13 protein-coding genes are annotated in these 18,146 nt (G+C 72.5%); 7 read left to right on the forward strand and 6 right to left on the reverse strand.

All coding sequences use genetic code 11. The features are described 5' to 3' along the window. Window positions 1-2: 2 nt before the first annotated feature. Entirely contained in the window at window positions 3-2,186 is a 2,184-nt protein-coding gene (gene pta, locus ACFC02_RS10215; RefSeq protein ID WP_376354893.1) for a phosphate acetyltransferase, read from the reverse strand. Between the two features lie 248 nt (window positions 2,187-2,434). Here pta and ACFC02_RS10220 point away from each other — a divergent pair, with 248 nt between their 5' ends. Further along, window positions 2,435-3,460 (forward strand): ATP-dependent 6-phosphofructokinase, encoded by a 1,026-nt coding sequence (locus tag ACFC02_RS10220; protein WP_376354896.1) that lies wholly within the window; start codon window positions 2,435-2,437, stop codon window positions 3,458-3,460. Window positions 3,461-3,574: 114 nt separating this feature from the next. Here ACFC02_RS10220 and ACFC02_RS10225 read toward each other — a convergent pair whose 3' ends face one another. The 3 genes from ACFC02_RS10225 to ACFC02_RS10235 form a co-directional block, all read right to left on the reverse strand. After that, window positions 3,575-4,273, reverse strand: coding sequence for a helix-turn-helix domain-containing protein (locus ACFC02_RS10225; RefSeq protein ID WP_376354899.1), 699 nt, complete (start codon window positions 4,271-4,273; stop codon window positions 3,575-3,577). Window positions 4,274-4,378: 105 nt separating this feature from the next. Further along, window positions 4,379-5,101 (reverse strand): response regulator, encoded by a 723-nt coding sequence (locus ACFC02_RS10230; RefSeq protein WP_376354901.1) that lies wholly within the window; start codon window positions 5,099-5,101, stop codon window positions 4,379-4,381. Then, entirely contained in the window at window positions 5,098-6,924 is a 1,827-nt protein-coding gene (locus ACFC02_RS10235) for an ATP-binding protein (protein ID WP_376354903.1), read from the reverse strand. Before ACFC02_RS10235 ends, ACFC02_RS10230 begins: the two co-directional genes overlap by 4 nt. Window positions 6,925-7,051: 127 nt before the next feature. On the opposite strand from ACFC02_RS10235, the gene ACFC02_RS10240 reads away from it, so the two are divergent. Beyond that, window positions 7,052-8,488: a cation:dicarboxylate symporter family transporter gene (locus tag ACFC02_RS10240; protein WP_376354978.1), complete on the forward strand. Its 1,437-nt coding sequence runs from the start codon at window positions 7,052-7,054 to the stop codon at window positions 8,486-8,488. Between the two features lie 402 nt (window positions 8,489-8,890). Here the strand turns inward: ACFC02_RS10240 and ACFC02_RS10245 are convergent, their stop codons facing one another. Then, entirely contained in the window at window positions 8,891-9,508 is a 618-nt protein-coding gene (locus ACFC02_RS10245) for a TetR/AcrR family transcriptional regulator (RefSeq protein WP_376354906.1), read from the reverse strand. Window positions 9,509-9,669: 161 nt separating this feature from the next. Between ACFC02_RS10245 and ACFC02_RS10250 the strand changes: the two genes are divergently transcribed. The 5 genes from ACFC02_RS10250 to ACFC02_RS10270 all read left to right on the forward strand — a co-directional run bounded on the left by ACFC02_RS10250 (window position 9,670) and on the right by ACFC02_RS10270 (window position 15,424). Then, window positions 9,670-11,355 carry an MFS transporter gene (locus tag ACFC02_RS10250; RefSeq protein WP_376354909.1) on the forward strand — a complete coding sequence of 562 codons (1,686 nt, stop codon included), beginning with the start codon at window positions 9,670-9,672 and terminating at the stop codon, window positions 11,353-11,355. A gap of 108 nt (window positions 11,356-11,463) precedes the next feature. After that, complete coding sequence (locus ACFC02_RS10255; protein ID WP_376354912.1) at window positions 11,464-12,228, forward strand: DUF2127 domain-containing protein; 765 nt, start codon at window positions 11,464-11,466, stop codon at window positions 12,226-12,228. Window positions 12,229-12,271: 43 nt separating this feature from the next. Beyond that, a complete protein-coding gene (locus ACFC02_RS10260) occupies window positions 12,272-12,697 on the forward strand; it encodes a MerR family transcriptional regulator (RefSeq protein WP_376354915.1) in 426 nt (141 codons plus the stop codon). 17 nt (window positions 12,698-12,714) lie between these two features. Further along, entirely contained in the window at window positions 12,715-13,029 is a 315-nt protein-coding gene (locus ACFC02_RS10265) for a thioredoxin family protein (protein ID WP_376354980.1), read from the forward strand. A gap of 121 nt (window positions 13,030-13,150) precedes the next feature. Further along, entirely contained in the window at window positions 13,151-15,424 is a 2,274-nt protein-coding gene (locus tag ACFC02_RS10270) for a HelD family protein (RefSeq protein WP_376354917.1), read from the forward strand. 42 nt (window positions 15,425-15,466) lie between these two features. Here the strand turns inward: ACFC02_RS10270 and glgB are convergent, their stop codons facing one another. Continuing rightward, window positions 15,467-18,088, reverse strand: coding sequence for a 1,4-alpha-glucan branching enzyme (glgB, locus tag ACFC02_RS10275; protein ID WP_376354920.1), 2,622 nt, complete (start codon window positions 18,086-18,088; stop codon window positions 15,467-15,469). Between the last annotated feature and the right edge of the window lie 58 nt (window positions 18,089-18,146).

An 18,146-nucleotide genomic window follows, 5' to 3' on the forward strand; every position in this document is an offset into this window, starting at 1 on the left:
CGTCAGCGGGCGGGCGTGGTGGGCGTGGCGGGTGCGGCCGTGGTGGGCGCGGCGGGTGTCCTGGCCTGGTCCTGGGCCTGGATCGCGGTGATGGCGACGGTGTTGACGATGTCCTGGACGAGGGCGCCGCGGGAGAGGTCGTTGACCGGCTTGCGCAGGCCCTGGAGGACCGGGCCGACCGCGATCGCGCCGGCCGAGCGCTGCACGGCCTTGTACGTGTTGTTGCCGGTGTTCAGGTCGGGGAAGACCAGCACGCTGGCCTGGCCGGCGACCTCCGAGCCCGGCAGCTTGGTCGCGGCGACCGACGGCTCCACGGCGGCGTCGTACTGGATCGGCCCCTCGATCATCAGGTCCGGGCGGCGCAGCCGCACCAGGTCGGTCGCCTCGCGCACCTTGTCCACGTCGGCACCCGAGCCGGACGTGCCGGTGGAGTACGACAGCATCGCGATCCGCGGCTCCACCCCGAACTGGGCGGCGGTGGCCGCCGACTGGACGGCGATGTCGGCGAGCTGCTCGGCGTCCGGGTCGGGGTTGACCGCGCAGTCGCCGTAGACGAGCACCTTGTCGGCCAGGCACATGAAGAAGACGGAGGAGACGATCGACGCCTCCGGCTTCGCCCTCCCGTCGCCCGCCACCGCCCCACCCGACGCGCTGCGCGCGGCCCCCCTTGTCTTGATGATCTCGAAGGCGGGCCGGATGGTGGCGGCCGTGGAGTGCACGGAACCGGAGACCATGCCGTCGGCCAGACCCTCCTGCACCATCAGCGTGCCGAAGTAGTTCACGTCGGAGACGACGTCGTACGCCAGCTCGACCGTGACGCCCTTGTGGGCGCGCAGCCGGGCGTACTGCTCGGCGAAGGAGTCGCGCAGCCCGGAGACGGCCGGGTCGATGAGCTGGGTGCCCGCGAGGTCGATGCCGAGGTCGGCGGCCTTCTTGCGGATCGCGTCCACCGGACCGAGCAGCGTCAGGTCGCACACCCCGCGGCGCAGCAGTACCTCCGCCGCGTGCAGCACGCGTTCCTCGGTGCCCTCGGGCAGGACGACCCGGCGCTTGTCGGTGCGGGCCTGTTCGAGCAGCTTGTGTTCGAACATCATCGGGGTGAGCCGGTCGCTGCTCGGCGCGGACACCCGCTTGTTGAGGTCGGTGGTGTCGACGTACCGCTCGAACAGGCCGAGGGCGGTCTCCGCCTTGCGCGGGGTGGCCGCGTTCAGCTTGCCCTCCAGGGAGAACAGGCGTTCGGCGGTGGGGAAGCTGTTGCCGGACACCGAGACGACGGGGGTGCCGGGGGCGAGCCGGGCGGCCAGCGTCAGGATCTCCTCGCCGGGCTCCTCGCCCAGGGTGAGCAGGACGCCGGCGATCGGCGGGGTGCCGGCGCTGTGCGCGGCGAGCGAACCGACGACCAGGTCGGCGCGGTCGCCGGGGGTGACGACGAGGCAGCCGGGGGTCAGCGCCTTGAGCAGGTTGGGCAGCATGGCGCCGCCGAAGACGAAGTCGAGCGCGTCGCGGGCCAGCCCCGAGTCGTCGCCCAGCAGGATCCTGCCGTCCAGGGCGTGGGTGATCTGCGCGACCGTCGGCGCCGACAGGGCGGGCTCGTCGGGCACCACGAAACAGGGCACGGGCAGGCGGCCGGTCAGCCGCCCGGCTATCTCGTCGCGGTCCTCGCGGGCCACCCGGTTGGTGACCATGGCCAGGACGTCGCAGCCCAGGCCGTCGTAGGCGCGGTAGGCGTTGCGGGTCTCGGCGAGCACCGACTCGGCGCTCTGCTTGCGGCCGCCGACGACGGGGATCACCGAGGCGCCGAACTCGTTGGCGAACCGGGCGTTGAGGGACAGCTCGTCGGGGAGCTGGGTGTCGGCGAAGTCGGTGCCGAGGACGAGGACGACGTCGTAGTCCCGGGCCACCCGGTGGAAGCGGTCGACGAGCGTGGAGACCAGCTCGTCGGTGCCCTGCTCGGCCTGGAGCGAGGACGCCTCGTGGTAGGCCATGCCGTAGACCGTGGTGGGGTCCTGGGTCAGCCGGTAGCGGGCGCGCAGCAGTTCGAAGAGGCGGTCCGGTCCGTCGTGGACCAGGGGGCGGAAGACGCCCACCCGGTCGACCTGCCGGGTCAGCAGCTCCATGACACCCAGCTCGACGACCTGGCGGCCGTCACCGCGGTCGATGCCGGTCACGTACACGCTGCGGGTCACGCGGGCTCTCCGTTTCGTCGGGGCGGGGGTGCGCGGTGGAGGTGCGGGGACGTACGGGGGGACAAAAATCGCCCACCGAGGTGAGCGGAACCCTCTTGACAATACCCCCGCCGCTAGATAAGGCGCCCGTCAAGAGAGCGGGGCTCCCGGCAGGCGGCCAGGGCCCCCGTCAAGACGTAGCCGCCCCCGGGACGTGAAACAATCGGACAGGATCACCGGTGTCAACAGTGGGCAGGAGACACAGCACGATGCGTATCGGAGTTCTCACGGCAGGCGGCGACTGTCCGGGACTGAACGCGGTGATCCGGTCGGTGGTGCACCGGGCGGTCACGACGTACGGCGACGAGGTCATCGGTTTCGAGGACGGCTACGCCGGCCTGCTCGACGGACGCTACCGCGAGCTGGGCCTCAACGCGGTCAGCGGCATCCTGGCCCGCGGCGGCACCATCCTCGGCTCCTCCCGGCTGGAGCGGAACCGGCTGCGCGAGGCCTGCGAGAACGCCTCCGACATGATCCACCGCTTCGGCATCGACGCGCTCATCCCGATCGGCGGCGAGGGCACCCTGACGGCCGCGCGGATGCTGTCGGACGCCGGGCTGCCGGTGGTGGGCGTGCCGAAGACGATCGACAACGACATCTCCTCCACCGACCGCACCTTCGGCTTCGACACCGCCGTCGGCGTGGCCACCGAGGCGATGGACCGGCTCAAGACCACCGCCGAGTCCCACCAGCGGGTGATGGTCGTCGAGGTCATGGGCCGGCACGCGGGCTGGATCGCCCTGGAGTCCGGCATGGCCGCCGGCGCGCACGGAATCTGCCTGCCCGAGCGGCCCTTCGACCCCGCCGACCTGGTCAAGATGGTCGAGGAGCGCTTCGCCCGCGGCAAGAAGTTCGCCGTGATCTGCGTCGCCGAGGGCGCCCACCCCGCCGAGGGCAGCATGGACTACGGCAAGGGCGCGATCGACAAGTACGGCCACGAGCGCTTCCAGGGCATCGGCACGGCGCTGGCGTACGAGCTGGAGAAGCGGCTCGGCAAGGAGGCCAAGCCGGTCATCCTCGGCCACGTCCAGCGCGGCGGCGTCCCCACGGCCTACGACCGGGTCCTCGCCACCCGCTTCGGCTGGCACGCGGTGGAGGCCGCGCACCGCGGCGAGTTCGGCCACATGACCTCGCTGCGCGGCACCGACATCGTGATGGTGCCGCTCGCGGAGGCCGTGACCGAGCTGAAGACGGTGCCGAAGGACCGCATGGACGAGGCGGAGTCGGTCTTCTAGACCTTCCTCCCGGCTTCTCGCGGCGCCTTTCCCCGGATCTTCCTCCCGGCTTCCCGCGGCGCCTTTCCCCGGATCTTCCTCCCGGCTTCCCGCGGCGCCTTTCCCGGGATCTTCCTACGGGGCTGCCTCGACCCGGGTCCAGAAGTGCTCCACGATCCGGTCGAGGAAGTCCCGGCCCGCGTCGCCCGCATCGCCGGCCGCGCTGGTGCCGCCCCAGCTCAGCGAGGCGACCATCTGCCCCTGGTAGTCCTGGTGCAGTTGCTGGAGGACCTTCTCCAGCAGCCGCCGCTCCAGGGGCACCGCCTTGCCCACCGGGCGGACGTAGCCCTGCCAGCGGGTGCCGACGGCGCTGCGCAGCAGCCCCGCGAGGTGCTCCTCGCGGCCGGTGACGGCGACGAAGTCGGGCAGCGACAGGGCGAGCACGTCGGCGAGCGCGGCCGACTGCCGCTCGGTGCCGCGCCAGTCCTCGCGCTCCTCCATCCGCAGGTACCGCGGCGGTTCGAGACCGACGGCACGGGCCACGTCCTCCGGCCGCAGGCCGCGGGCGATGCGGTGTTCGCGCAGGCTGCGCGGCCGCCCGATCAGCTCCGCCGGCGCGCACCACAGCACCCCGGCCAGCGCGGTCAGCTCCGGCCCCGAGGGCGAGGCGACCCCGCGCTCCCAGGCGACCACCAGGTCGGGAGTGACGTACCCCAGCCCGTAGGAGACCCGCATGCCGTGGGCGACGTGCTCGGGCCCCATCCCGAGCGCGGCGCGGATCCGGCGGGCGGCGGGGGCGTTGAACGGAAGAGCGGAGGGTGGCTGCACCCGCACAAGCTAGGAGGCCGCGGCCCCGGTGACTACGGGCCGTTCCCACAGGATGACGGGTTGTACGAACCTACGGACGCCGTGCCCGGCGCCTTGCCGCGCGCCGCCCCCTCACCGCCCCGGCCCCCACCGGTACACCAGCTCCGGCCTGCCCACCTGGCCGTACAGCGGGCGGCGGCCGGCGCGGCCGGTGTCCACCAGGTGTTCGAGGTAGCGGCGGGCCGTGATGCGGGAGATGCCGATGGACTCGGCGAGCCCGGCGGCCGTGAGGCCCTCGGCGGCGTCGCGCAGGGCGTCCGTCACGCGTCGCAGGGTGGGGGCGCTGAGGCCCTTGGGGAGGGCGGCGGGGCCGGGCGCGCGCAGGGTGGCGAGGGCGCGGTCGACCTCGTCCTGGCCGCTGGCCTCGCCGACCGCCGCGTGGAACTCGGCGTAGCGGACCAGCCGGTCCCGCAGGGTGGCGAAGGTGAACGGCTTGAGGACGTACTGGACCACGCCGAGCGAGACGCCCTCCCGCACCACCGCGAGGTCCCGGGCCGACGTCACCGCGATGACGTCCGCGTGGTGGCCGGCGGCCCGCAGCGAGCGGGCGAGCTGGAGGCCGTGCACGTCCGGCAGGTGCAGGTCGAGCAGGAGCAGGTCCACCGGCGTGCGCTCCAGCGCCCGCCGGGCCTCGGCGCCGGTGTGCGCCTTGCCCACCGCCACGAACCCCGGCACCCGGCCCACGTACATCACGTGCGCGTCGGCCGCGACCGGGTCGTCCTCCACCACCAGGACCCGGATGGGCTGTCCCTCCGGGCCGCCCTCCCGCTGTCTGCCGCTGCCGCCGTCCGTCATGCGCTCCGTCCCGCCGTCCTCGTGCTGTCTGTGCTGTCTGTGCTCCCGGTGCTGTCTGTGCTCCCGGTGCTCCCGGTGTCGTCCGTGCTGCCGGTGCTGTCTGCGAGGTCCGCGCCTTCGGTGCCGTCGTCCGGGGCCTTGCCGTCCGTGGCCTTGCCGTCCGTGGCCTCGCCGTCCGTGGGAGCCTGCGCGGGGGGCCGGGAGGCGGCCGCCGGCTCGCCCAGGGGGAGCCGTGCCTCGAACGCGGCGCCGCCCTCCGCCGCGTCCGTCACCGTCAGTGTCCCCCGGTGCCGCTGCACCGCCTGCCGGGCCAGCGCGAGCCCGAGCCCCCGGCCGCCGGGGCCGGCCGGCTTGGTCGTGAAGCCGCGCTGGAAGACCAGGTCCGCGTGGTCCGGGTCGACGCCGGGGCCGCTGTCCGCGACCCGCAGCAGCAGCTCGGTGCCCGCCGCGCCCACCGTCACCGTCACCCGGGCCCGCGCGCCGCCCTGGACCGCGTCCACCGCGTTGTCGACGAGGTTGCCGAGGATCGTCACCAGGTCCCGGGACGGCAGGGAGCGGGGGAGCAGCCCGTCGTCCAGGCCGCTGTCCTCGGACACCACCAGCTCCACGCCCCGCTCGTTGGCCTGTGCGGTCTTGCCGAGCAGCAGCGCGGCCAGCACCGGTTCGCCGACCGCCGCCACCACCTGGTCGGTCAGGGCCTGCGCCAGCTCCAGTTCCGCCGTGGCGAACTCCACCGCCTCCTCGGCGCGGCCCAGCTCGATCAGGGACACCACCGTGTGCAGCCGGTTCGCCGCCTCGTGCGCCTGCGAACGCAGCGCCTGCGTGAAACCGCGCTCGGAGTCCAGCTCGCCCATGAGCGCCTGCAGTTCGGTGACATCGCGCAGGGTGACCACCGTGCCCCGGCGCTGCCCGCCCGAGACCGGCGAGGTGTTCACGACCAGGACGCGGGCGTCCGTCAGGTGCACCTCGTCCACCCGGGGCTCGGACGCCAGCAGGGCGCCCGTCAGCGGGGCCGGCAGGCCCAGCTCGGTCACCGACCTGCCCACCACCTCCGCCTCGCCGGCCTCGCCGCCCACCCCGAGCAGTTCCCGGCCGCCGTCGTTGATGAGGGCCACCCGGTAGTGCGAGTCCAGCATCAGCAGGCCCTCGCGCACCGCGTGCAGCGCGGCCTGGTGGTAGTCGTGCATCCGGCTCAGTTCGTCGGCGTTCATGCCGTGGGTGTGCCGGCGCAGCCGCGCGTTGATGACGTAGGTGGCGACCGCACCCAGCGCGAGGATGCCGCCCGCGACCCCGAACAGGGCCGTGACCTGCTCCTGGATCCGCCGGCTGATCGCCTCGACCTTGATGCCGGCGCTGACCAGGCCGATGACGCGGCCGTTGTCCTCGACGGGGGTGACGGCGCGCACGGAGGGGCCGAGGGTGCCGGTGTAGGTCTCGGTGAAGGACTCGCCGCGCAGGGCGCGGGAGATGTTGCCGAGGAACGGCCTGCCGATCTCGTCCGGGTCCGGGTGGGTCCAGCGGATGCCCTGCGGAGTCATGATCGTGACGAAGTCGACCCCGGTGTCCCGCTGTACCTCGAGCGCGTACGGCTGGAGCTGGGCGGTGGGGTCGGCGGAGCGGATCGCGGAGCGCACGGAGGGGGAGTCGGCGATCGAACGGGCCACAGCCGTGGTCTGGCGGCGGGCCGCGCTCTCCGCCTGGCCGCGGTCGCTGACGAAGGTGAACAGCGCGTATCCGGCCACCACGAGCGCGAGCAGCACGGCCTGCATCGCGAAGAGCTGGCCCGCCAGGCTGCGAGGTCTGGGGAAGGCGGGTATGCGCATGCCGTCAGTCTGCCTCTCCGTTCTGGCGTGAACTAAATGAACGGAAGGGTGACCGCCCTCACACGACGGGAGATAGTCACGGCATCCCCGAAATCCCCCGGACGTGAGCCGCACGCCGGTGATGCCGATGACGTCGTCAAGGAGGGCCGCCGTGACCAGCGCAGCCGATACGGCACCTGCCGCACCCGCACCCGGGCCCGGCCCCGCAGCCAAGCGGGACCGCACCCACTACCTCTACGTGGCGGTGATCGCCGCCGTGGTCCTCGGCGTGATCATCGGGTTCGCCGCACCGGGCTTCGCCAAGGAGCTGAAGCCGCTCGGTACGGGCTTCGTGAACCTGATCAAGATGATGATCTCGCCGATCATCTTCTGCACGATCGTGCTCGGCGTCGGTTCGGTGCGCAAGGCCGCGAAGGTCGGCAAGGTGGGCGGCCTCGCCCTCGGCTACTTCGTCGCCATGTCGTTCGTCGCGCTGGCCATCGGCCTGGTGATCGGCAACCTCGTGCACCCCGGCAGCGGCATGCACCTCACCGAGGCGGTCAAGGGCGTGGGCCATGCCCAGGCCGACGCCGCGAAGGAGGGCCCGGTCGACTTCGTGCTCGGGATCATCCCGACCACGCTCGTGTCCTCCTTCACCGAGGGCCAGGTGCTGCAGACCCTGCTGGTCGCCCTGCTCGTCGGATTCGCGCTCCAGGCCATGGGCCGCAAGGGCGAGCCGGTGCTGCGCGGGGTCGAGCACATCCAGCGGCTGGTCTTCCGCGTCCTCGCCATGATCATGTGGGCCGCGCCGATCGGTGCCTTCGGCGCCATGGCCGCCGTCGTCGGCGAGACGGGCATCGACGCCCTGAAGGCCCTCGCCACGATCATGTTCGGCTTCTACGCCACCTGTCTGCTCTTCGTGATCGTGGTGCTCGGGGCGATGACCCGGCTGGTGGCCGGGGTCAACATCCTCCACCTGCTGAAGTACCTGGGCCGTGAGTTCCTGCTGATCCTGTCGACGTCGTCGTCCGAATCCGCGCTGCCCCGGCTGATCGCCAAGATGGAGCACCTGGGCGTGAGCCGCCCGGTCGTCGGCATCACCGTGCCGACCGGCTACTCCTTCAACCTCGACGGCACCATGATCTACCTGACGATGGCCTCGCTGTTCATCGCCGACGCCATGGACCAGCCGCTCTCCATCGGCCAGCAGATCACCCTGCTGCTGTTCATGATGATCGCGTCCAAGGGCGCGGCGGGCGTCACCGGCGCGGGCCTCGCCACGCTCGCCGGAGCCCTCCAGTCCCACAAGCCCGCCCTGGTCGACGGCGTCGGCCTCATCGTCGGCATCGACCGCTTCATGAGCGAGGCCCGCGCCCTCACCAACTTCGCGGGCAACGCCGTCGCCACCCTGCTGATCGGCACCTGGACCGGAGAGGTCGACAAGGACCGCGTGCGCCGGGTCCTCGCCGGTGACCTCCCCTTCGACGAGCGCACCCTCCTGGACGACTCCGAGCACGACGCGGTCCCCGCCGCCGGGCTCCCGGAGCAGCGGGAGGACGACGGGAAGGAACTGGCCAAGGCCTGACCGGGACCGGTACGCCGGCGCGCGAGCGGCCCCCGGGCCCGGCCCGCCGGCGTACTCACGGGGATCCCGGCGGTCCCCGCTCCGGACGCCCGGCCCCGCCTGAACCCGGGCCGGGCGTCCGGCGACGAAGAAGGCGTACACCGGCTGAGAGGACGTACACCGGCCGAGAATGCACACACCGGCCGGAGAAGGACGCACGCCGGCCGGAGAAGGACGCACGCCGGCCCAAAACGGCGTCCGTCCGGTCGAGAAGGCGTACGCCGACCGAAGAAGCCGCCGAGCGGCCGAGGCTCTCCCCCGTGGGCCCCGGCCGCTCGGCTTTTTCGCGTGCTCCGGGGGTTCGGGCGGGGCGGGGGCCGATGGGCCGCTGACAATCGCTCGGCCGCTCCACCGCTCCACCGCTCAGCCGCTCAGCCGCGACACCAGTGCCCCCGCCGGTGCGGCCGGTACCCCCGCCGACGTGAGGACCGTGACGGCGGCCGAGCGGCCCGCCTCGCCCGCGGCCAGCAGGCCGTCGTTCACCGCTTCCATCAGGGCGAACAGGATCTGCTCGTGGACGTGCGCGAGCGCGGGCGCGGGCAACGGGGAGCTGAAGACGCCCCGCTCGACACCGTGCTGGAGCAGGTCCGCGCACCTGCTGCGCACCGGGGCCAGGCGCTCGCGGATGCCCTCCATGGTGACGGTGCGCTGGGCGAGCGCCACCAGCAGCCGGTAGCGGTCGGCGATCGGCCAGATCGCCAGCACCGAACGCGCCAGCGCCTCCGCCGGGTCCTCGACGCCCTCGCGGCCCCTCGCGTGCGCGTCGGCCAGCACCTGCACGGCGTCGTCGACGAGCGTGCTGATCAGCGCCTCGCGGCTGGGGAAGTGCCCGTACACCGTGCGCCGTACGACACCCGCGGCGCGCGCGATCTGGTCCATGGACGCGTCGGGGTCGCGCAGCAGCTCGGCGAGGGCGACGTCGAGGATGCGTCGCCGGTTTGCGTCGGCGCGCGTGGTGTTACCCGTGGTCATGGCTGACATTGTGCCCTCCTCGCGACTTGCACACAGTTGTGCAGCGGCGTACATTGCACATGGTTGTGCAAATGCACACCACTGTGCAAGTAGTCACCGTGCAAGTAGCCGTACGTGCCCGCGGTCACCGTGCACGTACCGTCGCGCATCCGAGGAAGGCGACCCCTGCCATGCGACTCGTCATGACCGAACCGGTCGACAGGACGGACCGCCCCTACGCCCGGCGCTGGTGGGCGCTCCTGGTGCTCTGCCTGAGCCTGCTGATCATCGTGATGGCCAACACCGCCCTCACCGTCGCCGCCCCCGACATGACCCGCGACCTGGGTCTGTCCGGCGCCGACCTGCAATGGGTGATCGACGGCTACACCGTCCCCTACGCGGCGCTGATGCTGCTGCTCGGCGCGATCGGCGACAAGTACAGCCGACGCGGCGCCCTCGCCCTCGGACTCGTCGTCTTCGGCGGCGGAGCCGTCTTCGGCTCGCTCGCCGACAGCGCCGCCACCGTCATCGCCGCCCGCGCGGTCATGGGCGTCGGCGCCGCCCTGATCATGCCCGCCACGCTGTCCCTGCTGGCCGCCACCTTCCCGCGCGCCGAACGCGCCAAGGCCATCACCCTGTGGACCGCCACCGCCGGACTCGCCATAGCCGCCGGGCCGGTCGTCGCCGGCGCGCTGCTCAAGAACCACGGCTGGGCCTCGACCTTCCTGATCAACGTGCCGATCGCCGCGGTCGCCCTCGTCGCCGCCTTCGTCCTCGTCCCGCCGTCCAGGGCGAGCCGGCCGGCCGACGGCGACCACCGCATCGACTACGTCGGCGGCCTGCTGTCCGTGCTCTGGGTGGGCTCCCTGGTCTACATGATCATCGAAGGACCGCACTTCGGCTGGGACACCAAGGCGGTCACCGCGGCCGTCGTCGCGGGCGCCGGCCTGCTGGCCTTCGTCCTGTGGGAACTGCGCCACCCGCGCCCCATCCTCGACGTGCGCCGCTTCACCGACCGCCGCTTCGCCGGCTCCAACCTCGCCGTCGCCCTGTTCTTCCTGGCCGTCTTCGGCGCCTTCTACTACCTCACCCAGCACCTCCAGTTCGTGCTCGGCTACGACGCCCTCGCCACCGGCGTCCGGATGCTGCCGCTGGCCGGCGCGGTCTTCGTCGGCTCGGCCCTGACCGGCTACCTCACCCCGCGCGTCGGCATGAAGTGGACCGTCACCGCGGGCATGGTCGGCGGCACCGTCGCGCTCGCCCTGCTCACCCAGGTCGACGGCTCCTCCTCGTACGGCGACTTCGTGGCGCCCCTGATCATCCTCGGTCTGGCCATCGGCCTCGCCCTCTCGCCCTGCACCGACGCGATCATGGGCGCGTTCCCGGAGCCCGAGCTGGGTGTCGGCGGCGCCGTCAACGACACCTCGATCGAACTGGGCGGCTCGCTCGGCATCGCCATCCTCGGCTCGCTCCTGTCGACCTCGTACTCCTCCCACCTCGCCGACGCCACCACGGGCAGCAAGCTCCCGGCGAGCGCCCTGGCCACCGCCCAGGACTCCGTCGGCGCCGGATACGCCGTCGCCCAGGGCATCGGCGAGAAGGCCCGGCACCTCGCCGCGCAGGCCGCGCAGACGACCGACCCCCACCAGGCCGCCCAGCTGAAGGCCCAGGCCGGGCAGCTCGTCCAGGGCGCCCGGCAGATGAAGGACGCCGTCGGCTCCTCCTTCGCCGACGCCGTCTCCCACACCAGCCTGATCGGCGCCGTGATCCTCGGCGCGGGCACCCTCGCCGTGGCCCTGCTGCTGCCGCGCCGCACCGCCCGCGCGACGCAACCGGCGGAGGAGGCCAAGGAGCCCGTGGGCAGCGGCGTGAACTGAAACGCCCCTGGTCGGCGTCTCTTACCGCGATGCACTACCGTGCCGTGCCGGATCGACCGGCGCGGCACGGCCGCGTACACACGCACACGCAGATGGAGGCAACGGGGGATGGCGATCGACTGGGACCGGCGCACGTGCGCGCGCAAGGGCCATGTGACCTACGCGCCGGACGACCCCCGGCTGCGCATCCGGCTGCACGCCGACACTCCTGTCGGCGAGGTCTGGCGCTGCCTGCGCTGCGGCGACTTCGCGCTCGGCGACCCGCACGGTTCGGGACCGGCCGCCGAAGCCCCGCTCGTGCCGCGCGGCAAGGTGCTGCGGGACCTGTTCATCCTGCGCTTCCTCGCCCTGGAGCGGGTCGTGCGCGGGGTGTTCATCGTCCTGGTGGCGGTCGCCGTCTGGAGATTCAGCAACAGCCAGGACGCGGTGCGCCGCCTGTTCAACGAGTACCTGGACGTCTTCCGCCCCGTCTTCAGGCACTTCCACTACGACCTCGACCACTCACCGGTCGTCGGCACCATCCAGAAGACCTTCGGCTACAAGCACTCCACGCTGCTGCTGGTGGCCGGACTGCTGCTGGCCTACGCGCTGATCGAGATCGTCGAGGCCGTCGGCCTCTGGTACGCCAAGCGCTGGGCGGAGTACCTGACGGTGGTCGCCACCGCCGCCTTCCTCCCGCTGGAGATCTACGAACTCACCGAGCACATCAGCGCGGTGAAGATCGCCACCCTGGCCCTCAACATCCTCGCCGTCCTCTACATCGCCGTCACCAAACGCCTCTTCGGCCTGCGCGGCGGGCGCCGCGCCTTCGAGGAGGAACGCCGCAGCGCCTCGCTGCTGGAGGTGGAGGAGTCGGCGGGGGTGATGGTCTGAAGTCCTTGCCTTGACGCCGACGTCAACCCGTACCGTCGTCGACATGCGAATCGGCGAGCTGGCCGAACGGGCCGGGACCACGACGCGGACGCTGCGGTACTACGAGTCGCGCGGACTGCTGCCCGCGCGGCGGGACGCGCACGGGTACCGGACGTACGACGAGCGTGACCTGCGGCTGCTGCGGCAGATCAGGACGTTGCAGGACTTCGGGTTCGACCTGGAGGAGACGCGGCCCTTCGTGGAGTGCCTGCGGGCCGGGCATCCGCAGGGGGACTCCTGTCCGGCGTCGCTCGTGGTCTACCGGCGCAAGCTGGACGAGCTGGACGCGCTGATCGGCGAGCTGGGGGCGGTGCGCGCGCAGGTCGCCGCCCAGCTGGCGCGGGCCGAGCTGGCGCGGGACGGGCTGGCCGCCGAGTCGCTGGTTCCGGGGGGTCCGGAACCGGTGTGCGAGCTGGGAGGGCGGAAATGACGAGCCAGGCCAAGGCTGTGGCCGAGGTGACCGACGCGGACTTCGCGGGGGAGGTGCTGGGCGCCGAACTGCCGGTGCTGGTGGAGTTCACCGCCGACTGGTGCCCGCCGTGCCGGCAGATGGGTCCGGTGCTCAGCGCGCTCGCCGCGGAGGAGGCCGACCGCCTCAAGGTGGTCCAGCTGAACGTGGACCGCAACCCCGACATCACGAACGCCTACAAGGTGCTCTCGATGCCGACGTTCATGGTGTTCCGCGGCGGCGAACCCGTACGGTCCATGGTCGGCGCGCGGCCCAAGCGGCGGCTCCTCGAGGAGCTGGCCGACGTACTGTGAGGCGCCCACCACCACGAGAAATCCCCCGGGCAATTGCGCTCGGGGGATTTCTTTGCGTATATTCAGTGGTTCGCGACTTCACGAAGATTGTGGTCGCGGAGAAGTCCAGTGACCACAGTATATGCGGGCGGGAGTGGAATTGTCAAACACCGGATTCTCCGACGATGAATTGCGGCAGGAACAGGAATTCATCGACGGGCTGTACGCGCGCGTCGACGCGCTGCGCGGTGACACCGAGGCCTCCGTCACGGACGCCCTCGCCCAGGGCAACACGCCCATGCAGGCCCGGCTGGAACGGGACATCCTCGTCGCCGAGCGCTCCGGACTGCTCGCCGCGCTGAACTCCGTGGACGGCTCGCTCTGCTTCGGGCGGATCGACCTGTCCGACGGCGTCACCCATCACATCGGCCGCGTCGGGCTGCGCGCCGACGACGCCGAGCGCACCCCGGTCCTGATCGACTGGCGGGCCGCCGTCGCCCGCCCGTTCTACCTGGCCACGGGCCACACCCCGATGGGTCTGCGCCGCCGACGGCACATCTCCAGCGAGGGCCGCCGGGTCACCGCCCTGCACGACGAGATCCTCGACCTGGGCGACGCCACCCGCACCGGCCACGAGGACCCGACCGGCGACGCGGTGCTGCTGGCCGCGCTGAACTCCGCGCGCACCGGCCGGATGGGTGACATCGTGCGCACCATCCAGGCCGACCAGGACCGCATCATCCGCGCCCCGCACCGCGGCGTGCTCGTGGTCGAGGGCGGGCCCGGCACCGGCAAGACCGCCGTCGCGCTGCACCGGGCCGCCTACCTGCTCTACGAGCACCGGGAGCTGCTCGCCCGCCGGGCCGTGCTGATCGTCGGCCCCAACCCGGCCTTCCTCGGCTACATCGGCGAGGTGCTGCCCTCGCTCGGGGAGACGGGCGTGCTGCTGGCGACCGTGGGCGAGCTGTTCCCCGGCGTGAAGGCGACCGCCACCGACACCGCCGGGGCCGCGGCGGTCAAGGGCCGCGCGGACATGGCCGACGTGCTCGCCGCCGTCGTACGCGACCGGCAGGCCCTGCCCGACCCGGTCATCGCCATCGAGCACGACCGCGAGGTCCTGATGCTCGACGAGGGCCTGGTGAGCGTGGCCCGTGAGCGCACCCGCGCCGCGAAGCTGCCGCACAACGCGGCCCGTGAGCACTTCGAGGGCCACATCCTCAACACCCTCACCGACATGGTCGCCGAGCGCATCGGCACCGACCCGTACGACGGCACCAACCTCCTCGACCCGTCCGACATCACCCAGATCCGCGACGAACTCGCCGACAACCCCGAGGTCTGGTCCGCGATCGACCAGCTGTGGCCGCGGCTGACCCCGCAGCGCCTGGTCGCGGACTTCCTGGCCGGCCCGCAGGGATACGTCGGCGACGAGGACGCCGCCGCGATCCGCCGCCCGGTGACGCGCGCGTGGACCGTCGCGGACGTCCCCCTGCTCGACGAGGCCGCCGAACTGCTCGGCGAGGACGACCGCGTGGCCCGCGCCCGCGCCGATCGTGAGCGCGAGACGCAGGTGGCGTACGCGCAGGGTGTGCTGGACGTGTCGTACGCCTCGCGGACCTACGAGTTCGAGGACAAGGACGAGGAGGACTCCGAGGTCCTGTCCGCGCACGACATCATCGACGCCGAACGGTTCGCCGAGCGCCAGGAGGAGGACGACCACCGCAGTGCCGCCGAGCGCGCGGCGGCGGACCGCACCTGGGCGTTCGGGCACATCATCGTCGACGAGGCGCAGGAGCTGTCGCCGATGGCGTGGCGGCTGCTGATGCGGCGCAGCCCGACCCGTTCCATGACCCTGGTGGGCGACCCCGCGCAGACGGCCGAGGCGGCCGGTGTCGGCTCCTGGGAGGGCATCCTCCAGCCGTACGTCGAGGACCGCTGGGAGCACACCCGGCTCGGCGTCAACTACCGCACGCCCGCCGAGATCATGGACGTCGCGGCGGCCGTGGTCCGCGCCGAGCACCCCGGCTTCGAGCCGCCCAGCTCGGTGCGCTCGACGGGCGAGAGGCCCTGGCTCCGCGCCACCGACGACCTGCCCGGCGCGGTCGAGAAGGCCGTCGCCGAACTCACCCCCGAGGAGGGCCGCCTCGCCGTCATCGCCCCGCGCGACCTGCACCGCCGCCTGGCCGCCCGCCTGGAGGGGGTCACCGCCGGTGCCGAGCCCGACCTGACGCACACGGTCGTCCTCCTCGACCCGCGCCAGGCCAAGGGCCTGGAGTTCGACTCCGTGCTGGTCGTCGAGCCGGGCCGCTACGGCACGAGCGATCTGTACGTGGCCCTGACCCGGGCCACGCAGCGGCTGGGGGTGCTGCACACGGGGGCGCTGCCGCAGGCTCTGGCGGAGGCGTTCGCGAAGTAGCGCGGGGGCGGGTGCCGCCGCCCCGGGTCCCCGCCGGGCCGCTCACGCCGGGCGCAGCCACACCGTCGCCAGTGGGGGCAGGGTGAGGCGGATGCTCGCCGGGCGGCCGTGCCATCCCTGGGGCTCCGGCTTGACGGGGTCGGGGTGGACGACGCCGCCGCCGCCGTAGCCGGCCGCGTCGGTGTTGAGCACCTCCCGCCAGGCGGGCACGTCGTCGGGGACGCCGAGGCGGTAGTCGTGGCGGACGACCGGCGAGAAGTGGGAGACCGCCAGCAGCGGGCCGCCGTCGGCGTCGCGGCGCAGGAAGGCGACCACGTTGTCGTCGGCCGCGTCGCCGGTGATCCACTCGAAGCCGTCGGGGTGGACGTCTCGCGCCCACAGGGCCGGCGTGGCGCGGTAGACGGAGTTGAGGTCGCGGACCAGGTCCAGCACCCCCCGGTGGTCGGCGGCGGCTCCGTAGGACGCATCGAGCAGCCACCAGTCCGGGCCGCGCGTCTCCGACCACTCCGCTCCCTGCGCGAACTCCTGTCCCATGAAGAGGAGTTGCTTGCCCGGATGTGACCACATGAAGGCCAGGTAGGCGCGCAGGCCGGCGCGCTGCTGCCACCAGTCGCCGGGCATCTTCGACACCAGCGAGCCCTTGCCGTGCACCACCTCGTCGTGGGAGATCGGCAGCACGTAGTTCTCGCTGTACGCGTACACCATCGAGAACGTCATCTCACCGTGGTGGTAGGCGCGGTGGACCGGTTCGTGGCTCATGTACTGGAGCGTGTCGTGCATCCAGCCCATGTTCCACTTCAGCCCGAAGCCGAGGCCGCCGAAGCCGCTCGGCCCGCGGTGGTGGGTGGCGCGGGTGACCCCGTCCCAGGCCGTCGACTCCTCGGCGACCGTGACCACGCCCGGCACCCGCCGGTAGACGGTGGCGTTCATCTCCTGGAGGAACGCCACCGCGTCCAGGTTCTCCCGGCCGCCGTGCTCGTTCGGCGTCCACTGGCCCGGCTCGCGCGAGTAGTCCAGGTAGAGCATGGAGGCCACCGCGTCCACGCGCAGCCCGTCGATGTGGAACTCCTCGCACCAGTAAACGGCGTTGGCGACGAGGAAGTTGCGCACCTCGCGGCGGCCGAAGTCGAACTCCAGGGTGCCCCAGTCGGGGTGTGCGGCGCGCAGCGGGTCGGAGTGCTCGTACAGCGGGCGTCCGTCGAACTCGGCCAGCGCCCACTCGTCACGCGGGAAGTGCGCCGGCACCCAGTCCATGATCACGCCGATGCCCGCCCGGTGCAGCGCGTCCACCAGGTACTTGAAGTCGTCCGGCGTGCCCAGGCGTGCGGTGGGCGCGTAGAAGCCGGTGACCTGGTAACCCCACGAGCCGCCGAAGGGGTGCTCGGCGACCGGCATCAGTTCCACGTGCGTGAAGCCCAGGTCCTTGACGTACGCGGGGAGCTGGCCCGCCAGCTGACGGTACGTCAGCCCGGGCCGCCATGACGGCAGGTGGACCTCGTACACCGAGAACGGCGCCTCGTGCGCGGGCCGCTGAGCCCGGCGGGCCCGCCACTCCTCGTCGCCCCACTCGTAGTGCGAGGCGTGCACGATGGACGACGTGGCCGGCGGGACCTCGGTACGGCGGGCCAGCGGGTCGGCGCGCAGGGTCTTCGAGCCGTCCGGCCGGGTGATCTCGAACTTGTACAGCTCGCCCTCGCCGATGCCCGGCACGAACAGCTCCCACACGCCCGTGCCGCCCAGCGAGCGCATGGGGTACGCGGTGCCGTCCCAGAAGTTGAAACCGCCGGCCACCCGTACGCCCCGCGCGTTGGGCGCCCACACCGAGAAGCGGGTCCCGGCGGCCCCCTGGTGCGTCGTCGGGTGCGCGCCGAGCGCCCGCCACAGCTCCTCGTGCCGCCCCTCACCGATCAGGTGCAGGTCGAGCTCGCCGAGGGCGGGCAGGAAGCGGTAGGCGTCCTCGGTGACCTGCACCGTCCCCTCGTACGCCACCTCCAGCCGGTACTCCGGCACCTCGCCGAGCGGCAGCAGCCCCGAGAAGAAGCCCTCTCCGTCGTGCTCCAGCTCCACCTGGAGCTCCCCGGCGTGAACGGCGACGCCCAGGGCGTACGGCCGGAACGCCCGCACGGCGATTCCGCCGGGCACCGGGTGCGCACCGAGCACGGAGTGCGGGTCGTGGTGCGTACCGGCGAGCAGCCGCTCACGGTCCGCGACGGCGACGGCGGGGGAGGGAGGGGCCTGCGTCGGGGCCGTTCGCGTCGGTGCCGTCTTCTTCGCGGCTGCTTTCTTCGCGGCTGCCTTCTTCGGCGCTGCCTTCTTCGGGGCCGCCTTTTCGGCAGCGGCTTTCGCGGCGGGACTCCTGCTCGCCGGCGGCTTCTTCGTCGCCGCTTTCTTCGCCGCCGTCTTCGTTGCCGACGCCTTCTTGACCATGGCTTTCCCGGCTGTGGCTTTCTTGGCCGCGGCTTTCTCGGCAACGGGCTTGTCCGCCGCCGTTTTCCCGGTCACCGTTTTTCCGGTCGCCGTCTTCTCCGGCGCCGTCTTCCTGGCTGTGGTCTTCCCGGCTGCCGTCTTCCCGGCTGCCGTCTTCCTGGCCGGGGCGGCCTTCTTCGCGGCGGCCTCGGCCGGCTGCTTCGGGTCCGGACCGCTGGCGGGGGGTCGGGCAGTCACGGGCGGGGCCTCCTCGGCGAAGGATCGGGGCAGGACGGGGGTGGTGCCCGGTGGGCGG

The sequence above is a fragment of the Streptomyces sp. NPDC056160 genome, from assembly GCF_042268205.1.
GTDB lineage: Bacteria > Actinomycetota > Actinomycetes > Streptomycetales > Streptomycetaceae > Streptomyces.

What these genes read in the sequence shown, in the direction of transcription:
- ACFC02_RS10220 (WP_376354896.1), top strand. Translation starts at nt 2,435, where the DNA reads ATGCGTATCGGAGTTCTCACGGCAGGCGGCGACTGTCCGGGACTGAAC.
- ACFC02_RS10230 (WP_376354901.1), bottom strand. Translation starts at nt 5,101, where the DNA reads ATGACGGACGGCGGCAGCGGCAGACAGCGGGAGGGCGGCCCGGAGGGA.
- ACFC02_RS10235 (WP_376354903.1), bottom strand. Translation starts at nt 6,924, where the DNA reads ATGCGCATACCCGCCTTCCCCAGACCTCGCAGCCTGGCGGGCCAGCTC.
- ACFC02_RS10240 (WP_376354978.1), top strand. Translation starts at nt 7,052, where the DNA reads ATGACGTCGTCAAGGAGGGCCGCCGTGACCAGCGCAGCCGATACGGCA.
- ACFC02_RS10245 (WP_376354906.1), bottom strand. Translation starts at nt 9,508, where the DNA reads ATGTCAGCCATGACCACGGGTAACACCACGCGCGCCGACGCAAACCGG.
- ACFC02_RS10250 (WP_376354909.1), top strand. Translation starts at nt 9,670, where the DNA reads ATGCGACTCGTCATGACCGAACCGGTCGACAGGACGGACCGCCCCTAC.
- ACFC02_RS10255 (WP_376354912.1), top strand. Translation starts at nt 11,464, where the DNA reads ATGGCGATCGACTGGGACCGGCGCACGTGCGCGCGCAAGGGCCATGTG.
- ACFC02_RS10260 (WP_376354915.1), top strand. Translation starts at nt 12,272, where the DNA reads ATGCGAATCGGCGAGCTGGCCGAACGGGCCGGGACCACGACGCGGACG.
- ACFC02_RS10270 (WP_376354917.1), top strand. Translation starts at nt 13,151, where the DNA reads ATGCGGGCGGGAGTGGAATTGTCAAACACCGGATTCTCCGACGATGAA.